The 17,977-nt window shown below is 58.0% G+C and carries 13 protein-coding genes; 3 read left to right on the top strand and 10 right to left on the bottom strand.

Annotated features, from left to right (window positions below; all coding sequences use genetic code 11):
* Nucleotides 1–12 precede the first annotated feature (12 nt).
* From MWU38_RS02505 to MWU38_RS02490, 4 genes are read right to left on the bottom strand one after another with little or no spacing between them, the layout of a single operon-like run.
* Complete coding sequence (locus tag MWU38_RS02505) at nt 13–1,119, bottom strand: hypothetical protein (protein WP_247270253.1); 1,107 nt, start codon at nt 1,117–1,119, stop codon at nt 13–15.
* Nucleotides 1,116–1,925 carry an SDR family oxidoreductase gene (locus MWU38_RS02500; RefSeq protein ID WP_247270252.1) on the bottom strand — a complete coding sequence of 270 codons (810 nt, stop codon included), beginning with the start codon at nt 1,923–1,925 and terminating at the stop codon, nt 1,116–1,118. Before MWU38_RS02500 ends, MWU38_RS02505 begins: the two co-directional genes overlap by 4 nt.
* Before the next feature lie 16 nt (nt 1,926–1,941).
* Entirely contained in the window at nt 1,942–3,159 is a 1,218-nt protein-coding gene (locus tag MWU38_RS02495; protein ID WP_247270251.1) for an acyl-CoA dehydrogenase family protein, read from the bottom strand.
* Nucleotides 3,160–3,200: 41 nt separating this feature from the next.
* Complete coding sequence (locus MWU38_RS02490; protein WP_247270250.1) at nt 3,201–3,617, bottom strand: nuclear transport factor 2 family protein; 417 nt, start codon at nt 3,615–3,617, stop codon at nt 3,201–3,203.
* Between the two features lie 296 nt (nt 3,618–3,913).
* On the opposite strand from MWU38_RS02490, the gene MWU38_RS02485 reads away from it, so the two are divergent.
* Both MWU38_RS02485 and MWU38_RS02480 read left to right on the top strand, forming a co-directional pair.
* Complete coding sequence (locus MWU38_RS02485; RefSeq protein ID WP_247270249.1) at nt 3,914–5,281, top strand: FecR domain-containing protein; 1,368 nt, start codon at nt 3,914–3,916, stop codon at nt 5,279–5,281.
* Between the two features lie 13 nt (nt 5,282–5,294).
* Nucleotides 5,295–7,481, top strand: coding sequence for a CHASE2 domain-containing protein (locus MWU38_RS02480; RefSeq protein ID WP_247270248.1), 2,187 nt, complete (start codon nt 5,295–5,297; stop codon nt 7,479–7,481).
* Between the two features lie 6 nt (nt 7,482–7,487).
* Here MWU38_RS02480 and MWU38_RS02475 read toward each other — a convergent pair whose 3' ends face one another.
* The 4 genes from MWU38_RS02475 to MWU38_RS02460 form a co-directional block, all read right to left on the bottom strand.
* Nucleotides 7,488–8,012: a hypothetical protein gene (locus MWU38_RS02475; protein ID WP_247270247.1), complete on the bottom strand. Its 525-nt coding sequence runs from the start codon at nt 8,010–8,012 to the stop codon at nt 7,488–7,490.
* A 26-nt stretch (nt 8,013–8,038) separates the two neighbouring features.
* A complete protein-coding gene (locus tag MWU38_RS02470; RefSeq protein ID WP_247270246.1) occupies nt 8,039–8,737 on the bottom strand; it encodes a response regulator transcription factor in 699 nt (232 codons plus the stop codon).
* Nucleotides 8,738–9,008: 271 nt separating this feature from the next.
* Nucleotides 9,009–9,197: a hypothetical protein gene (locus MWU38_RS02465; protein ID WP_247270245.1), complete on the bottom strand. Its 189-nt coding sequence runs from the start codon at nt 9,195–9,197 to the stop codon at nt 9,009–9,011.
* Between the two features lie 129 nt (nt 9,198–9,326).
* Nucleotides 9,327–9,956, bottom strand: coding sequence for an isochorismatase family protein (locus MWU38_RS02460; protein WP_247270244.1), 630 nt, complete (start codon nt 9,954–9,956; stop codon nt 9,327–9,329).
* A 241-nt stretch (nt 9,957–10,197) separates the two neighbouring features.
* On the opposite strand from MWU38_RS02460, the gene MWU38_RS02455 reads away from it, so the two are divergent.
* The gene (locus tag MWU38_RS02455; RefSeq protein WP_247270243.1) at nt 10,198–13,488 is read left to right on the top strand and encodes a glycosyl hydrolase; all 3,291 of its coding nucleotides are present in this window, start codon (nt 10,198–10,200) and stop codon (nt 13,486–13,488) included.
* A gap of 73 nt (nt 13,489–13,561) precedes the next feature.
* On the opposite strand, the gene MWU38_RS02450 is transcribed toward MWU38_RS02455, so the two are convergent.
* Both MWU38_RS02450 and MWU38_RS02445 read right to left on the bottom strand, forming a co-directional pair.
* Complete coding sequence (locus MWU38_RS02450) at nt 13,562–15,160, bottom strand: alkaline phosphatase D family protein (protein WP_247270242.1); 1,599 nt, start codon at nt 15,158–15,160, stop codon at nt 13,562–13,564.
* A gap of 168 nt (nt 15,161–15,328) precedes the next feature.
* A complete protein-coding gene (locus tag MWU38_RS02445; protein WP_247270241.1) occupies nt 15,329–17,839 on the bottom strand; it encodes a TonB-dependent receptor in 2,511 nt (836 codons plus the stop codon).
* Between the last annotated feature and the right edge of the window lie 138 nt (nt 17,840–17,977).

Raw genomic sequence — 17,977 nt, 5'->3', positions numbered from 1 at the left:
TGTGCGCCTCGCTCAGTCGGGCTTGGGGCAGGCCAGAACGAACGGATCGTTGACCGAACCGATCAGCAGCTTGTCGCCTGCGACTGCCGCAATGCTAGCTGAATTGATTTCGCCCTTGAACGCTTGAAACACTACCTCGTATGCGCCGGTTTGAGGGTCAACTTTCACGCCGATCGAGTCCACCGTCTTGGCCGGATTGTCCCTGCTTTCGATAAAATCGAACAGGCGGCTTAGTCCGCCAAACCAGATAGTCCCATCGGGGCCTACGTCGATATTGTCGACGCCTGCTGGCATCGAATAGCTCGCGCGGTGGCTAAGCGAATTGTCCTCAAGCCGGTCGTAGAAACTCACTTCGTGATCGGTCCATTCGGCGATATAAACAGTTTGGCCATCGGGTGAGACATTGATCCCGTTCCCGAACGCCAGCCCTTCTGCAACCGTACGGCCTTTTTCACCGTCGAAAAAAACCGCAGAAGACAGCGGAAGCGACAAAAGCGCTTCGGCATAAAGCGCAATGCCTTCCTGGTTGACGATATCATTGCTGGCGTAGAATTGCCGTGGACCGACAGCGACAACGTCATTGGGTGAGAACATCTCCGGAAATGAGATGCTTTCCAAATGGGTCAGCATGCCGCCTTCGCCGACGTTGAAAATCTCGACATTCTGTTCGATGTTCTCGCGCGCCATGCTCTTGTGATTGACCACGAACAGCCGCTTTGCCGCGGTTCCTGCCTCATCTTCACCAGTCCAAAGGTAAAGACCGTGGGGACGAAAATCACGCCATCCTTCGGGCGAAACTCTGGTGGCTTGTCCAATCTGGTCCAAGGGCACGTTTACATCAACGATGTAGATGCCGTTCCCATCGGCCGTTCCCATACCCGGCGCCGGATTGTTGTGGTCGACCACGCGCCGGTTCTCGGCGCTGATGAAGGCAAGGCCAGTTTCAGGATCGTATTGGATGTCTTCTGCACCGGGAGCCACATCCACCCGCACACATTCGCCGGCGAGCTTCGTTTCCAGTTTCGTCCCAAGGCCCGAGACGCGGTACACCTCAAAGCCGGCCCAGACACCAGCAATGATGATGAGCGCAAGAACGCCCCATAAAACGCGCTTGATCATGCCTTTTTCTCGCGAGGTGGTGGGTTGAGGCAGTCGACGCTCGCATCGCCTGCGTAAAGCCCGCCATCGACGTAGATTACCTGACCATTGATGTAGCGCGCGGCATCCGAGCTTAGGAACTTCGCTGCGTCTGCGATCTCATCCACTGTGCCGAGCCGCTTGCCCGGAATACGCTGGATTGCTTCTTCAAACCGGGCAGGATCCTTGCTCAGGAACTTGACGCCGACAGTGTCGGCAATGCCGCCAGGCGAAATGATGTTTGCGCGAACGCCAGCAGGTCCCCATTCGACCGCGCAAACCTTGGTTAGCTGGTTCACGCCTGCTTTGGCTGCGCAAGCATGGGCTTGCATGGCGCTCGCACGGTCTGCTTGCCCTGCCGAAATAGCGATCAGCGAAGCGCCCGGCTTGGTAAGATAGGGATAGCTTGCACGAAACGCGTTGAAGGTGCCGAACAGGTCAATATCGACCACTGTGCGAAAGGCATTCGCGCTCATCCCAAGAAGCGGCGCATAGAAATTGCCAGCAGCGCCTGCTATCAGAACGTCGATGGAGCCATAGGCGTCGGCCACTTTCTTGAGCGCCGCCTCAACCGCATCATATTCGCGTACGTCGCACGAAAAGCCCATGGCATCGCCGTCGCCGGTGCACACTGCCTTGATTTCCGCCTCAGCGTTTGCAGCGCGCTGCGGATCGCGCCCGATAACAGCGACCTTTGCCCCTTCGCTGGCAAAGCCTTTGGCGATACCAAGGTTGATGCCACTGGTACCTCCGGTGATAAAGACCGTCTTGCCTGCGTGTTCGCTCATATGCGCTTTCCTGCGGTTAGAATTTGGGTTCGACCGGCTTTCCAAAAATACTGTCAGAGATGATCCGCTGCTGGATTTCGGACGATCCCTCGAAGATTTTCGTCAACCGCGCATCGCGCCAGCATCGCTCGACCGGGTAGTGGGTGGTGTATCCCGCACCGCCCAAAATTTGCAGCGCCTCGCTCGTCACGCGCTCTGCCATTTCAGCGGCGAAGTATTTGACCATCGAGGCTTCCTGGTCGCACCGCCTGCCGGAATCAATTTCGGTGCACACATGATACATTAATTGCCGAGCGGCTTCGACTTCGGTGGCCATCGTCGCGACCTTAAAGCGGATCGCCTGGAAGTTGCTGATTGGTTGACCAAATTGCTCGCGCTCCCGGGCATAGGCAATGGCCGTGTCGAGCGCCATTTGAGCCAAACCAATCGAGCGTGCGGCGGTGTGCGCGCGGGCGATTTCGAGGCCAGAGACGACACCGTAGAACCCGCGCCCCTCGTTTTTCAGATCGCGCTCGTAAACCGGCACGCGAACGTGATCGAAGGCAAGCTCATAGGTTTTCCAGCCGTAATAGCCGATCTTGGGAATAGGCGAGCCTGAAAGCCCTTCAAGAAATCCCCCGCGCGGTTTTTCGACAGGGATCAAGGTCATGCCGGCATGGCGCGGCGCGCCTTCTTCGGCTCCTGTGCGCGCAACCACCTGAATAAAATCCGCGCGGTCAGCAAAGGTGCACCAATATTTGGAACCGGTGAGCACCCATTCATCGCCCTCGCGCACCGCTTTCAATTGAACAGCGGCAGCATCGGACCCGGCTCCCGGTTCCGACAGGGCAACCGCCCCCATGTATTGGCCCTTGGCCATAAGCGTGATGCGTTTGCGGCGCTCTTCTTCAGTCGCTCCAGGGACAGATTTGTAGAATGTGTTGGCGCGCGCAAGGAGGGAGGCGACGCTCATCCACGCGCCGGCCAGTTCTTCCGCAGCGAGGCAGTATTCAAAGCAGCCAAGGCCAAGCCCGCCGAGTTCTTCGGGGATCATGATGCCGAAAAAGCCAAGCTCACCCATCTTGTCGATCAGCTCTTGCGGAATATCGCCTTGGACAGGATCGAGCTTATTGGCGATCGGCAGCACTTCATCGCGGGCAAACTCGCGCGCCATTTGCTGCATCATCCGGCGCTCATCGGTCATGTAACCTTGGACGCCCTCGCGAGCGGTGCGGTCTTCGGGGGGTGAAAACATCGTGTATTGAACGCCTTTATCGAGTTGACCTTGCGGGGCGACTAGCCTGTTTTCTTCATTTCCATCAGCATTTTGCCCATCGCTTCGTGTACGGCATGTATCGCCTTCAAGGGGCGAACCATAACTTTGAAATCGGTGATCTTGCCGTCCTCGTTCCATGTAATCATGTCGATGCCGTTGATCTCAATGCCATCAATCATCGTTACAAATTCAAGCACGGCGGTGTCGCCGCCGTCTATCTCGCGCACGTATCGGAAATGCTCGCTCCCAAGGGTTTGTTCGGCGGCAAGAAGATAGGCCGCAGTGATTTCGCGGCCGCGCTGAGGCGTGTGCACCACGGGGGAGTAAAAGGTGACGTCATCGGCCAATTGCGCGTTGAGCGCCTCCGCGCCGCCTTCGCGCATGTAGTCGTGCCAGGCTTTAAGGTTCGGGTTTGTCGGTGCTGCAAGTGTGTTCATGCAGATGGTGATACATCCCTCAGTTGATTTGGGAAGGGCCCGTTGCATCTGGCAACCTTAATCGCTCCGCAGCTTGGTCCGTTGCAGGATTGAGCTTGGGGTGTCGCCAAGATGCGTATGTCTGCCGTGCGCGCGCAATGCGGTGTACGAATTGCGCTACAGGCTTAATGGTTGCGGCACTGTCACTTGCAATTTCATGTCAATTTACATGAATTTGCCCAGCATCCTTTGGCAACGCCCGGCATTTTGGGGTATGCTGCCCATAAGGCTAAATCTGAGAAAGGTTTGCGAAGGGCATGGCGCTTAGAGCTTCGTTTAATTTCATCGCCGCAGCGACGCTTGTTGGCGCAAGCCTGTCGGTACCGGCACAGGCACGCGCTCAAGCAAATTCGGGCACGCAGGACACGATCTCCTACACGATGGAGGCGGGCGATACGCTCTATGCTCTGGCCGGTAAGTATTTCACCTCGAATGCGGCCATTTCCCAGGTTCAAAAACTGAACCGGATCAGAAACGCACGCGCCATTCCCGTGGGTTCGGTGCTTAAGGTTCCGCGTAAGCTTCTGAAATCGGACCCGGTGCTTTTGAATGTGCGCTTCAGCCGGGGAGATGTGACGATCCGGCAAGGTGGCACGGTGCGCAACGCAGAGCAGGGCATGCAGGTTCGCCCCGGGGCAATTATAACCACCGGCGCACGTGCATTTATCTCACTTAGCGGGGGTGGCGGGCAAACGCGCGTTGCCCTGCCTTCGAATTCGCGCGTTCAGATCAAGCGCGCGCTGCGCTATCGTTTGGGAGACCGGCTGGATGTGGATTTGCGCGTCCTTCGCGGGCGCGGCGAAATCACTGCACCCAAACTTCGCGAGGGTGAGCGTTTCAACACCGGCACGCCGCTGGCTGTGACGGCAGTGCGCGGCACCGAATTTCGCGTGGGCTATGAAGAAGAAGGCTCGCTGGCTCTCACCGAAGTCGTCGAGGGGCTGGTCGAGGTTTCCGCAGGCGATGCCGCAAGCAATATTCCGGCAGGCCTCGGCGTGGCGAGTGACGCAAGCGGGCTTGGCGATCCAGAGAAACTGCTCGAGGCTCCTGAACTGGTTGACCCGAACGAAACCCAGACCGGCGAACTGGTCACTTTCGCTATCGAACCGGTGGAGGGTGCGGTTGCCTATCGCACGCAGATCGCAAGCGATCAGACTTTTCTCGCCGTGATCGCCGAAGAGGTGACGACGCAGCCCGTGGTGACTTTTGAGGGCATCGAGGATGCACGCCTGTCGGTGCGTTCGCGCGCGGTCGCCGCGAGCGGTCTGGAAGGGCTCGAGACGCCCGTACAGGCGTTCCGCCGCAAGCGGGTGGGCGCGGCGGGCGGCCTTGCGCCATCGCCTTTTGCCGATGCATTCAAGTTTGTCTGGCAACCCGAAGGCGAGGGCCAAAGCTATGCCGGTTTCCGCATGTGGGAGAAGGGCAATCCTGATGTGCTTTTGATTGATGAAGCCGGGCTAACCAACGAAGGATTTTATGTCAGCAATCTGGCACCGGGCGATTATCAATGGCAGGTATCGACCTTCCTTATCATTCCCCCTGAGGGTGAAAGCGAAGGCGAGGGCGCCAAGAGCGAGGTAATCAAGATATGGAGCGATCCGGTCGATCTGAAAGTTACCGACTAGGCTGATTACACCTTTGCTAAAGACGCGTCTCTTTGCCGAATGGCTGATCCTTTTTGTAGCCATGCTGGCGCTGTTGGTGGCTGCGCACACGCGCGGGTGGACGCAGCGGTTCGATCTGCTTCTGCTTGACCTGGAGGCTTCACTCAACACGCCGGAAATTGATCCTCGCATCATCCTTGTAGAGATCGACGATGCTTCTCTCGAGGAGATCGGCGCCTGGCCTTGGGACAGGGCGATCCACGCGGAGTTGATCGAAAGGATCGGTGGCTTCGGCCCCGATGCAATCGCCTATGATGTCCTGTTTGTCGAAGCCACCGATGACGAAAGCGATGCCGCATTGGCGCAAAGCCTGACCCAGAGCGGCAAGGTCGTGCTGCCTCACAGCTTTGCCCCCAAACCCAACGCGCGATTTGGTGAAGTGCCACTTTATCCGCTGCCAATGTTGCAAGACGCGGCGAGCGCTGTCGGACACGTTGCTCTAACACCAGATGTGGATGGTGTGGCGCGCCGCTTCGAGCTTGTGAGAGGAGGGGCGGAAGGAAGCTTCCCCCACTTTGCGGTCAAGACGCTGGAAGTGGCGGGAGAGGCTACGAACTATGCGCTCAGCGGTCCGGATCCTGTCCCAAGCGAGGCGATCGTGCGCTATGGCGCAAGAGGGGCGGTCAGCGCGGTTCCTGCATCTGCCGTCCTTTCCGGCAGCGTTCCGCCTGAGTTTTTTGCTGACGCGATTGTTTTTGTCGGCGCCACATCTCCGGGCCTCGGGGACCGATATTCGGTGCCGTTTCATGCCGGCCGTATCCTTACCGGAGTGGAGATGCAGGCGCATCTCGCCAATGCGATGTTGAACGGCGATTTGATCGAGGAGGGCGACCCCGGCATTGCTCTTGCGCTTCAGATCGCGGTGATCATGCTTTTATTTGCCAGCTTCTGGCGCCTTTCCCCGCGCAGCGCTCTGATCGTTGCCCTGACGCTCACCGCTGGCTTGTTCGCGATTTCGATCCTGTCGCTGATGCTCGTCAATATATGGCTTCCGGTAAGCGGCGCTCTGCTTGCGATAGTGATCGCGTATCCGCTGTGGGGTTGGCGACGGCTTGCCTCGGTCAGCCGTTTTCTGGAAAGCGAGGCGGCTTCGCTTCGCGAGGTGGCGAGCCTTCCCAAAGGCCGAGGAAGGACAAGCGAAGGGTTCGACGTCGTCGCGCAGCAAGTGGCGCTGCTAAAGCGGTTGACTACCGGCGTGTCGGGCAACCTCAAGCTCATTCAGGACGTCATCGACGCCTCACCAGACGTGATGCTGGTTACCGATGGCGAAGGCCGGGTGACGATGGGCAATTTAGCAGCCGAGAGCCTGTTCGGCACCGCGCCCAAAGCGCAAAAATCCACGCTCACCGACCTGTTTCATTTGGTGGGCGGCACATTGGACGAGAGCCGCGATGAATTGAATCTAGTCGATGGCCGTAGCTTCTGGCTCGCCTCGGCTCAACTTGATGAAGAGGTGGGCAGCGAGGTCCTTTCCCTGCGTGAGATCACCGAAAACAAAGAGGCCGAACGCCAAAGGCGCGAAACGCTGGAATTCTTGAGCCATGATATGCGCTCGCCGCAAGTGGCGATCATCAGCCTAGCGCATCAGGCCGACGAGACGCTCTCGCCCGACGAACGCTTTTCGCGCATCGCCGATCAATCGCGCCGCACGCTCAAGCTGACAGAAGATTTTGTCCAGATCGCGCGCATTTCCAACGAAGGGGTTGAGCGCGAGGAAGCAGAGCTTGGCTCGATCCTTCAGGAAGCCGCTGATCGCGCATTTCCACTGGCGCACAGGCGCGGAGTGAAGGTTGCGTTCGCCGCGCCGTTCGAGCCTGTCTTTGCAACTGTCGATGCCTTTGCCCTTGCTCGCATGCTTGACAATCTGATTAGCAACGCAGTCAAGTTTTCGCCGGAGAACGCGCGGGTTTTGATGACCCTTGATGAAGGCGATGGGGAAGCTTTTGAAATCACCGTTGCCGATGCGGGACCCGGCCTGTCGCAAGAGCGCAAAGAGGCGCCTTTTGCCCGCTTCGGTGCGCGTGACACAAGCAAGGGACCAAGCTCGGGGCTTGGTCTGGCTTACGTCAAACAGGTGGTCGACATGCACCAGGGAACTATCACGGTTGAAAGCGTCGAAGGCGAAGGCACGCGTTTCGTGATCCGCTTGCCCTATAAATAGTCGCCGTTAATTTTGGAGCGCGCGGGCGGCCAACTGGTTGGCAAGCTCGTCAAGCTGCGATGTGTCACCGGGACAGGCTAGAAACTCGCCTTGCGCTTTGGAATGGAGCGCACCGCTAGTTTTGGCATAGATCACGAGGCTCGCGTTTACGCGGGCAGGCTTGCATTTGTGAAACCAGCGCGGCTCGTAGTCGCTGGCGGGCGGCGATGCATTGGCATCATCGCTGGTGACTTCTTGCAAGGCATAATCGCCGGGACGCTGGGATACGGTGAAATCGGCAAGATAATCCGCATCCGCGCTTATCCCGACGCCCTGCGCTGACAAAGCCTCGCTGAGCGCAGATTTGAACCGGGCGCGAATACCAATCTCCTCCGCCTCCTGGCTAACGAAGGCAAGGTTTGTAACGGGGTTTGTCGCCTGCTGTGCCGACGTGACGGTAGCAGGCGTAGAGACGGCGCAAGCGGTAAGTGCCCCGCATGCCAAAGCGAGCGCGAGCCCATTGGCAGCGCTCCAAGGTTTCGGACTGTACATCGTGATAACCCCGCATTTACGTGCGATCACGCCAAGGTTTCGACCTCGAAATGATCCATGCGGTAACCAAAGCCAAAAACCGTGCGGATAACAAGGCCGGATTCGGGGGTCAGCCCCAATTTCGAGCGGAGCCGAGAGATATGCATGTCGATTGTGCGGGTTTCGACGTCGATATTGCCGCCCCAGACACGGCTGAAGAGATAGCCGCGCGACAATGGCCGGTCGATATTCTCGAACATCAACACCGCAAGGTCATATTCTTTCGCAGTCAAGGAAATCGCTTCGCCATCGCGGCTGATGGTGCGGGAGCTGTGGTTGACAACAAACGGACCATATTCAGCCGTCTGGCGTGTCTCTTTGACAGCGGTGCGGCGTGCGGCTGCTTCGATCCGGGCCCGGATGACCTCTTCGCTTTCGGGTTTGATGATGTAATCGACCGCGCCGGCCTCTAACCCTGCAACGATGTCGCCCTTGTCCTGGCGGCTGGTCAGAAGGATGAATGGCGGGGCCGCATCGAGATTTTCAGATGCCCATTGCAGAACGTCGAAACCGGTGCGTCCCGGCATATTCCAGTCCAGCAGCACGACGTCGTACGTATCGCGCTGCAGCGCCTTCTGCACATCGAGACCATTGGTAAAGTCATCGACCTGATGGCCCGCTTTTCGGACCATGGCAGAGACCTGTTCGCGAATGTCGCGATCATCGTCTGCAAGAGCAATTCGCATCTCGTGTGCTCCTCAAAAGGTAATTTGTAACACGCGTGTCTGTTACATTTGATTGGCAATCAATCCAGCTACTACGCTTAATAATAGCTTAGATATTACATCTTTTTACGCCGAATGGCCCTGCGAAAGTGTTTGGTCGCTAAGGATTCGAAAAAAAGAGGCGGGTCCCTGGGGGGTTAGATTGGGACCCGCCTCGAAACACGAGGTTCAGCACTTCTTTGCATTGCACCCAAAGGGCATCACCGCGCGCTTATCCAAAAGCGTGTTTGACCTAGTCTACTGCGCCACGTGCATCGGCTTGCAGGACCGGTTCGAGGGGTTGGGAGGCCGCGCTGGCAGCGCCAGCACCCGAACAATAAATGGCCAGTGTAAACGATGCGAGAACCGAGAAGACACCTATCCCGATTGCAAGATAAAGCATGCCCGGATCGGGTGCTTTGTCGTTTAGTCCATTTTGCATTTTGCGGCCCCCACTAACCCCTCAGACTGTGTGGGAGCCTATAGCCCAACTGTGCGCGATTCAGTCGTAAACACTTGCAAATTCGTGTGACGCGCGTTCGCTTGTTTCGGGGGCATGAGGTGAAAGACCTCAGGATTTGAGTGATTTAAGGTAATCGACCACCGCATTTTCAGAGACGACGTCGGCGTATTTTGCCTGCATGTCGAAAAGGTTGGCCTCGTGCGGCCCATCGTGCCGGTCGCCGCAGGCATCGCGCACTACGGTGGTGATGAAACCGTGGCTCATTGAATCGACGCACGATGCGCGCACGCATCCGCTGGTTGTAAGCCCGGTAAGGATCACATTGTCGACGCGCATGCTTGTCAGCGTTGAGGCAAGCGAGGTTCCGAAAAACGCGCTGGGGTATTGTTTGGAGATGATGAGCTCATCGGCCGTGGGCTCCAATCCCTTTGGCCAGGCGCCCATCGGGCTGCCTTCTAGGAAATAGCGCAAAGGCGGCGCCTTTTCGTAGAAGCGTCCGCCGTTCATCGCTTTTGGATGATAGACCACATTGGTAAGGATGACGGGAATGCTCGCTGCATGAGCGGCCTCGCGCACCCGTAGGGCGGAGGCCAGAGTATCATCGACATCGGCGTAAAGGTCGCATTCGGGATCGAAATAGCCTTCGACAAAGTCGATCATCACGAGCGCAGGCGATTTTCCAAATCCGGCTGATCCGCCGTAAGCCTTTGCGTAATTTGCATCCAAGCCGTCTGACATCGTTTAGCCTCTCAGTTTGCGATGTGCCGCGTTCGACCAGCGCGCGGCGATGGTCAAGCGCGAAGCGGGGAATGCGCAAACCACACAGCGTCCAATTCGAAAACCCGTGCGCACACATATTGCGCCCACAAATGGTTCGTATCTGTGCGAAGTCCCGATAGTTGGCTAAGGTCGTGGGCAACAAGAGTCGCGTCACGCAATTGGGGAGGGCGCTGCTCATCACAGGGGAAGCCACAAGGCCATGAGAGAACTCTTCCAAACCGCGACGCGCATTGTCGCGTTCATCGCCCTTGCATTCGGCATGGGACTTACTTCGGCTGCCAGCGCGCAGGACAATGAAAAAAGTGCGCTTTCATCGCTTCCCTTGCGATTGATCGGGCCGGGCTATGTCTCGGGGCGGATTTCGGACTTTGCCTTCTTTGAAGGCGGCTCGCACCATTACATTGTCGCCACCGCTTCGGGTGGCCTCTGGATGACGAAGGATGCCGGCACTACCTGGACTCCGATTTTCGATCGAGAGGGATCGTATTCCATCGGTGTTGTCGAAATTGCCCCTTCAGATGAAAATGTCATCTGGGTCGGCACAGGCGAAAACAACGCTCAGCGTTCGGTCGCCTTTGGTGACGGCGTTTACAAATCGACCGATGGCGGAAAATCGTGGACCAACATGGGGCTGAAAGAATCAGGCCACATCTCGCAGATATGGATCAATCCCGAAGACGCAGACCACGTTCTTGTCGCAGCACAAGGCCCGCTGTGGTCGGCAGGCGGAGATCGCGGGCTTTATAAGACAAAAAATGGTGGGGAGAGCTGGGAGCTGATCCTCGAGATCGACGAGCACACCGGTATCAACGAATTCGTCGTTCACCCCGACAATTACGACAAGATCACCGCATCGTCGTATCAGCGTCGCCGCCATGTTTGGGTTCTGATCAATGGTGGACCGGGCTCTGGCATTCACCGTTCCAGCGACGGCGGCGAAAGCTGGAAAAAGGTGACGGCGGGCTTGCCCGGTAAAGACGATGTGGGCCGCATCGGATTGGCTATGGCGCCATCAGCGCCAAACACCCTTTATGCAATTATCGAAGCGCAGGACGATGAGAAAGGCGTCTATCGCTCTACCGATTTCGGGCAAAGCTGGACCAAGCGGTCCTCGCACATGACCACTAGCCCGCAATATTATAACGAGATCGTGGTCGATCCGAAGAACCCCGATATCCTCTATTCGCTCGATACGTTTTCAAAGCGCTCGACCGACGGAGGAAAGACCTTCTCGGATATGAGCAATGCGACCCGCCACGTCGATGACCACGCGCTGTGGATTGATGAGAACAACACGAGCCACATGATCATCGGCGGCGATGGCGGGGTTTATGAAACATGGGATGGTGGCCAGAAATGGCGCCACTTCCAGAACCTGCCGATTGTGCAGTTCTATCGCGTACAGCCCGATAATGCCGCGCCGTTCTATAACGTGTGCGGGGGGACGCAGGACAACAACTCGCTGTGCGGTCCGTCGCGCACCACCGTTGTCCACGGCATAACCAATTCCGATTGGCACATCGTGCTGGGCGGGGATGGCTACAAACCACAGATTGACCCGCGCGACCCCAATATCGTCTATACGCAGTATCAGTATGGCGGCCTTGCGCGTTACGACCGGCGCACTCAGGAGCGGGTGTTCCTCACCCCGCAACCCGAAGCTGGCGAACCCGCTTACAAATGGAACTGGAACACGCCGCTGCTCATCAGTCCGCACAATCCCGACCGCATTTACTATGCGGCGGAATACCTCTTCGCCTCTAACGACCGCGGCAATTCGTGGGAGAAGATCAGCCCAGATCTCACCCGCCAGATTGACCGCAACGCCTTGGAGGTGATGGGCCGTGTGTGGAGCGTGGATGCGATTGCGAAGAACGATTCCACCTCGATTTACGGCGCAGCCATTGCGCTGAGCGAGAGCCCGCTTGTCGAAGGGCTTATCTATGTCGGCACCGATGACGGGGTCATTTCGGTCACTGAAAACAACGGCGCGAACTGGCGCAGGCTGACAAGCGTTCGCGGTGTGCCGGATATGACGCTGGTTGAAGACATCGTCTCCTCCAACCACAACCCAGACGTCGCCTATGCCGTGTTCGACAACCATAAGCGCGGCGATGATGCGCCTTACGTCTACCGCACGAATGACCGTGGCCGCACGTGGCAATCCATCTCGGGCAATCTGCCTTCGAAGGGGTCGGCTCACACTATCGCCGAAGATCATGTTGATCCAAATCTCTTGTTCGTGGGCACAGAGTTTGGCCTGTTCTATTCGCAAAACGGCGGAGGCAGTTGGCATCAGCTGAAGGCGAATTTCCCAACCATCAACGTGCGCGATCTGGAGATCCAGCGGCGTGAAAACGACCTGGTCGTGGGCACCTTCGGGCGCGGCGTCTATATTCTCGACGACTATTCGGCGCTTCGAACGAACGCCGCGAGCGTTGCTGCGAACGAGGCAACGCTGTTCCCCGTGCGCGATCCCTGGTTGTATATTGAAGGCGATCTTTGGGGCACTTATGGCAGCGCGCAGGCGTCCAATGGAGACAACTTCTGGTACGCGGAAAACCCGCCCTTTGGCGCGGTTTTCACCTATACCCTTCGCGACGGTCTCGAAACGCGCGCTCAGGCCCGACGCCAGGCTGAGCGCGAGATTGAAAAGCAAGGGGGCGATACGCCGTATCCATCATGGGAGGCGCTTCGTGCAGAGGACCGCGAGGATGCGCCCGCGATCGTATTCACTATCACTGATGCAAGCGGCCAGATCGTGCGCCGCATGACCGGTCCGCACACCAAGGGCCTGCACCGGGTCGCTTGGGACCTGCGCTATCCTGCGCCGAACCCTGCGAGCCTCGCTCCGCCCAGCTCCAGCATCTTTTCGAGCGCGCCAACGGGTCCGCTGGTGCTTCCGGGTGAGTACACTGTGCAGATGGGCAAGCGGGTGAACGGGGTTTTGACACCACTGGGCAACCCGCAAAGCTTTACCGTCAAGGAGCTCGACAACAGCCCTGAGATCGCAGACGATCGCGCCGCTGTACTCGCTTTCCAAAACGAAACCGCCGAACTGTCCAAAGCGGTATCCGGCGCAAGCGCGGCCTCAAGAGAGCTTCGCAACCGGGTGGAACTGATGAAGGTCGCAGTTGAGGCCCTGCCTCAGCCAAACGATGCGCAGCGAAGCTCGATCCAGCAGATCGAAAGCCTGCTCGACAATGCCGATATGGCGTTGTTTGGCGACCGCACGGTGGCTGGCCGCGACGAACCGGCACCGTTCTCCATCAACCAGCGGATCGGGCAAATCCGTGGCTGGGGCTGGAGCCATCAGTCGCCGGTCACGGGCTCGGACAAAACAGCGTTCGAAATCGCCAAGTCCGAGTTCCAAGAGGTCCTTGGCCAGCTTCGCGATGTCGAACTTCGCGTAGAGGCGCTGGAAGATGAACTGGCCGCGATGGGCGCACCTTATACGCCGGGGAGCGGGGTTCCCGTTTACCCGGGCTAAACGCCGGTCACCCGCAAAAAAGGGGCGGACAGGTTGAACCCATCCGCCCCTTTTTGTTTCTCTGCTACTTGGCTTACGCCTCGGCAAGTGATCCCGGATCACCGGCCGCCACTGCCATCCGTTTGCGTGTCCTGATCGAACCGCCACGACGCGAAACATAGTCCATCGTCTTGTATTCGGTCGTCCATTGGTCACGCGTCACCTCGCAGATGGAATACCCGCGCTGTGCATTGTGCCATTTCAGGCAGTCGTTCTCTTTCTGGATCAAGGCGGTGTCGGATCGCTCGTCAACCCCGTCCCCGCCCGAGGTGATCGAGGTGGTTACGAATTCGGTCGCAATCGGCCTTGCGCCGGGGCGTTGCCCATCAAGATGAAGCTGGCCCGCATAGTTCTGGTGCTCATCACCGGTCAGCACGATAACGCTGTCTTTGCCAAGTTCCTGCACCTGCGCCAGCACGCGGTCGCGCGGCGTTTCATAACCGCCCCAGCTATCGACATTGCGCCCTTCGCCTTCGCCAATGCGGCGGTCGAGGTCCATCATCATGATTTGCTGAGCAAGCACCTGCCACTGCGCTTTGGAGGATTTCAGCTTGTCGAACAGCCAGTCCTCCTGAACTTTGCCGAGAACCTGAGCATCGCGGCTCTTTACTTCATCGCACATCTGCGCCCAGCGGTCATCGCATGGCTGATCGGTGCGGTATTGGCGCGTGTCGAGAAGGTTCAGATCGAGCAAATCGCCAAAGCGTTGCTGACGGTAAATTTGCATCCGATTGCCCAGCGGCATGGATGAAGCCCGCAGCGGCATATGCTCGTAATATGCCTGCATCGCCATCTGCTGTCGAAGCGCAAAAATGGAGGCTGGCGTGCCGTCCTGATCAAGATCGCTGACCCAGTTGTTGTCGATCTCATGGTCGTCCCACGTCACGAACCACGGCGCAGAGGCGTGGGCCGCCTGAAGGTCGGGGTCCATTTTATACTGCGCATACCGGCGGCGGTAATCCTCGATAGTTTGGACTTCCTGCCCATAGTGCGGGCGGACATTTTCGGTGACTTCGCCGTTCCATTGGGCGCGCATCCGGTCGCCGCGGTATTCATAAATGTAATCGCCGTAGCAGAAGATGAAGTCAGCCTCTTCCGCTGCTAGATAACGGTGCGCGGTGTAAAAGCCTTCTTCGTAGTTCTGGCAGCCAGCCACGCCGAACCGAAGTTTGTCAATCGGTTGACCCAGGGCAGGGGTTGTTTTCGCACGGCCAATGCCGCTTCTCTCGCGACCGGAATAGAAGCGGTAGAAATAAGGGCGATTGGGTTCCAGTCCTGCGACCTCGACGTGGACTGCATGGCCAAGCTCGGGGCGGGCAATCGCGGTTCCTTCGGCAACCTTGTTTTGCATCCGCTCATCACTTGCCACCTCCCAGCGCACTTCGACAGGCGCCGGCAACATGCCATAACCAGGCTCGAAGGGCTGCGGGGCGAGCCTTGTCCAAATGACGAAGCCGTCTGCCTCCGGCTCCCCTGATGCGATGCCCAGCTGAAACGGATATTGGCGGAATACGGGCGATGCGATCGCGCCGCCGGCACTCAATAGAGAGAGGCCGGTGATCGCCGATGCACCAAAGGATTTGAGAGCAAAGCGCCGGCTGAGTTCAAGGCGCCGTGATCGGGTGTCTGTCATTTGTGATCGGTTCCGTGTGGTTAAGCTGATCGCCCTTTTGCGATGGCTGTGTGTCAGCTTGATTGCGTAGCGAGAAGCCTTTTACACCAGACAAAAGAAAAGGGCAGACCCTGTGACAAGGGCCTGCCCGTTTTCCGCGACGCTCGAAGCGTTGCTGTCAGGTCGGGATCAGAAGCGGTAGCCCACTTCTACCCCGACCAAACGCCGTGCACCCGGCGAAATGAAAGAACCGCCAAACTCGATCGCCGGAATAACCTCGTTCAGATATTCGCGGTTCAACGCGTTTTCGGCAAAGACGGCAGCGGTGAAGTTACCAACTTCTACTCCGGCGCGAAGGTTCAGAACGCCGAAGGCTTCGCGCTCCGCGACGCTGTAGTCGGCATTGCCGACTTCCGCCGGAAGCGCGAGCGCGGAGATCGGGAGGAGCCCGGAAAACAGAGTTGGCGATGTTTGATCCTGGAAGGAGTGGAACCACGTTGGTCCGGTGATCCGATAGTCTGCCCGAAGGATCAGATCCATGCTGTCATTCAGAGGTGTGTCGATCTCTGTCCCGAGGTTGATCGTATAGTCGGCGGTGTATGGCGACTTGTTACCAACTGTCGATGGACGCGAGCTGTTCGCCTTGATCTCGCTTTCGGTGATGTTCACCGCGCCAAAGATTTTCCACCCATCAACGATTTCCGCCGCTGTGTTGAACTCAAGGCCGTAGACCTCGACTTCGTCGATATTGGAAACGACGCGCAGCAATCCGAACGAGCCCACGAAGAACTCGAAGAACTGCATATCGTCGATTTCGGTGTAGTAGCCTGCGAGATCGAATGTGATAGCGCCGTTCGCAATCTCGCCTTTCAGACCCACTTCAAAGGCGGAGGAGACTTCCTTGTCATAAACATCGGCAATGGTCACATCCGCGCCCAGCGCCTGAACGAAGTTGGCGTCGATGATCGCGGCGGAACCCTGATTGTTGAAGCCGCCCGACTTAAACCCGATGCCCCAGTTGGCGTAGAGGTTGAAATCGGGTGACGGCTGCCAGCTGAAGCTCAACTTGGGTTGCAGCTGCTTGAAGGTTTCCGAAACGGGCGTAAACGCGCCAAACGCGAGGCCCGGATTGATCGGTCCGCCGGTGAAAGGGTCAAGCGCATCTGTCGGGACGAGTGAGGTGGACGAACGATCCTCGATGTCATAGCGCAGTGCCAGGCCGAGCGTGACGGTGTCGAATTCATATTCCGCATTGCCAAAAATGGCATAGACCGAGGTGTCGAATTCATCGTTCAAAAGCAGGCTGGTCGGGTTGGAACTGTCCGGTGCGTTGAACAACGCCTCTGAAACGCCAGCACCCGTGTCACCGCCGATAGAGACGCCCGTTTCACGGTCGATATTGAGGAAATAGCCACCCAGCTGCCAGCTCAACGGACCGCCATCATTGGACGCAAGCCGGATTTCCGCACTGATGTCGGATTGTTTGCGGATTTGTAGCTGAGTGCCGTCGCAGGTGGTCGGGCTGTACGCGCCAAATGTGGAGCCATTGGCAGGCGCAAAGATAAATGGCACCGGAATTTCGCCGATAAAGCCGGGCTGCGCGACGGGGAAGCCGGTCAACTGCGCGGTGGTGGCAAAGCAGCTATCGACGACGCCTTGTGCAGCCGGATCAGCGGCGCCGATAAAGCGAGCGAAATCGGCGCTGGTCCCGTCGGCGGTCAGCAATTGGTCAACGTCGGAATAAAGTGCCCAAGCGGTAAGCGTGACGCCGTCGAAATCATGCTCGATCTTGGCGGAGATGTCGAAGCTGTCTTGTTCGTTCGTGGGACGGATATTGCCGTTGTAGACGAAGGGGTGCTCGTTCACGTCCTCGAAAAAGGCGGGGTTGGTCGCGCCAAATGCGGGGATGTGGAAAGAGGAGTTGAAGTTGATCGACGCACCACGAAGCTGTGAATAGCGTGCCTTTACATCAAGTTCGGTCGCCTCGCCCAAACCGACGACGAGGCGGCCGTCCACTGACCAGACCTCCTGATCATCGACGACGTCGTCGTTGAGAAATTCGTTGAAGAAGAACCCATCTGTGGTGCGGTAATAGCCGGATGCAACGATGCCAAGGTTCTCGCCAAGCGGGCTGGAGACATAGCCGGTGGCCTCGAAAGTGCTCTCGTTGGCGTAAGAGGCGCGCACCGCCCCTTCGACAATATCACTTGGTTTGGCGGTTTGCAGGACGATTGCGCCAGCAGCCGCGTTGCGGCCATAGAGCGCGCCTTGCGGGCCCTTGAGGATTTCTACTTGGCGCAGCGTGCCCTGGTTCTGGTTGAGCTGGGCGGTGTTGGTTTTAAGGATGCCATCGACCACCAGCGCGACCGAGCTTTCCGCATCGCGCGCGCCATTGATGCCGCGGATGTTGATCTGCGTATCACCAGCCTCGGCCGTACCGGTTACGATGGTGACACCGGGGGTAAGCTGTGAAAAATCGGAAGCGTTTGTCGCGCCCGTTTTCTGAAGTGCGTCGGCTGTCAGAACGGAGACTGAGGCGGGCACATCTTGCAAACGTTCATTCTGGCGACGCGCGGTCACGATGATCGCTGTATCGTCTTCTTGCGCCTCATCAGCCGTCGTGACTGTCTGGGCGTGGGATGGAGCTGCAACCGCTAGCGCGATGAATGAAGCCGCACTCAACATAGAAACGTGACGCATGTGAATTCCCTTTTCTGGATCGCGCGCCAATTGCCGAACGATCGTCTCTTCCATCTGTTGGTCTGCACGCGGCCCGAAAACACCAGACTGACCATCACAGTCCATTGCCTTGCAGCCCGGTGGATCCCGCCACTGTCA

The organism is Qipengyuania sp. S6317L1 (assembly GCF_023015615.1).
Lineage (GTDB): Bacteria > Pseudomonadota > Alphaproteobacteria > Sphingomonadales > Sphingomonadaceae > Erythrobacter.
This window is presented reverse-complemented; position numbering and strand designations above follow the sequence as displayed.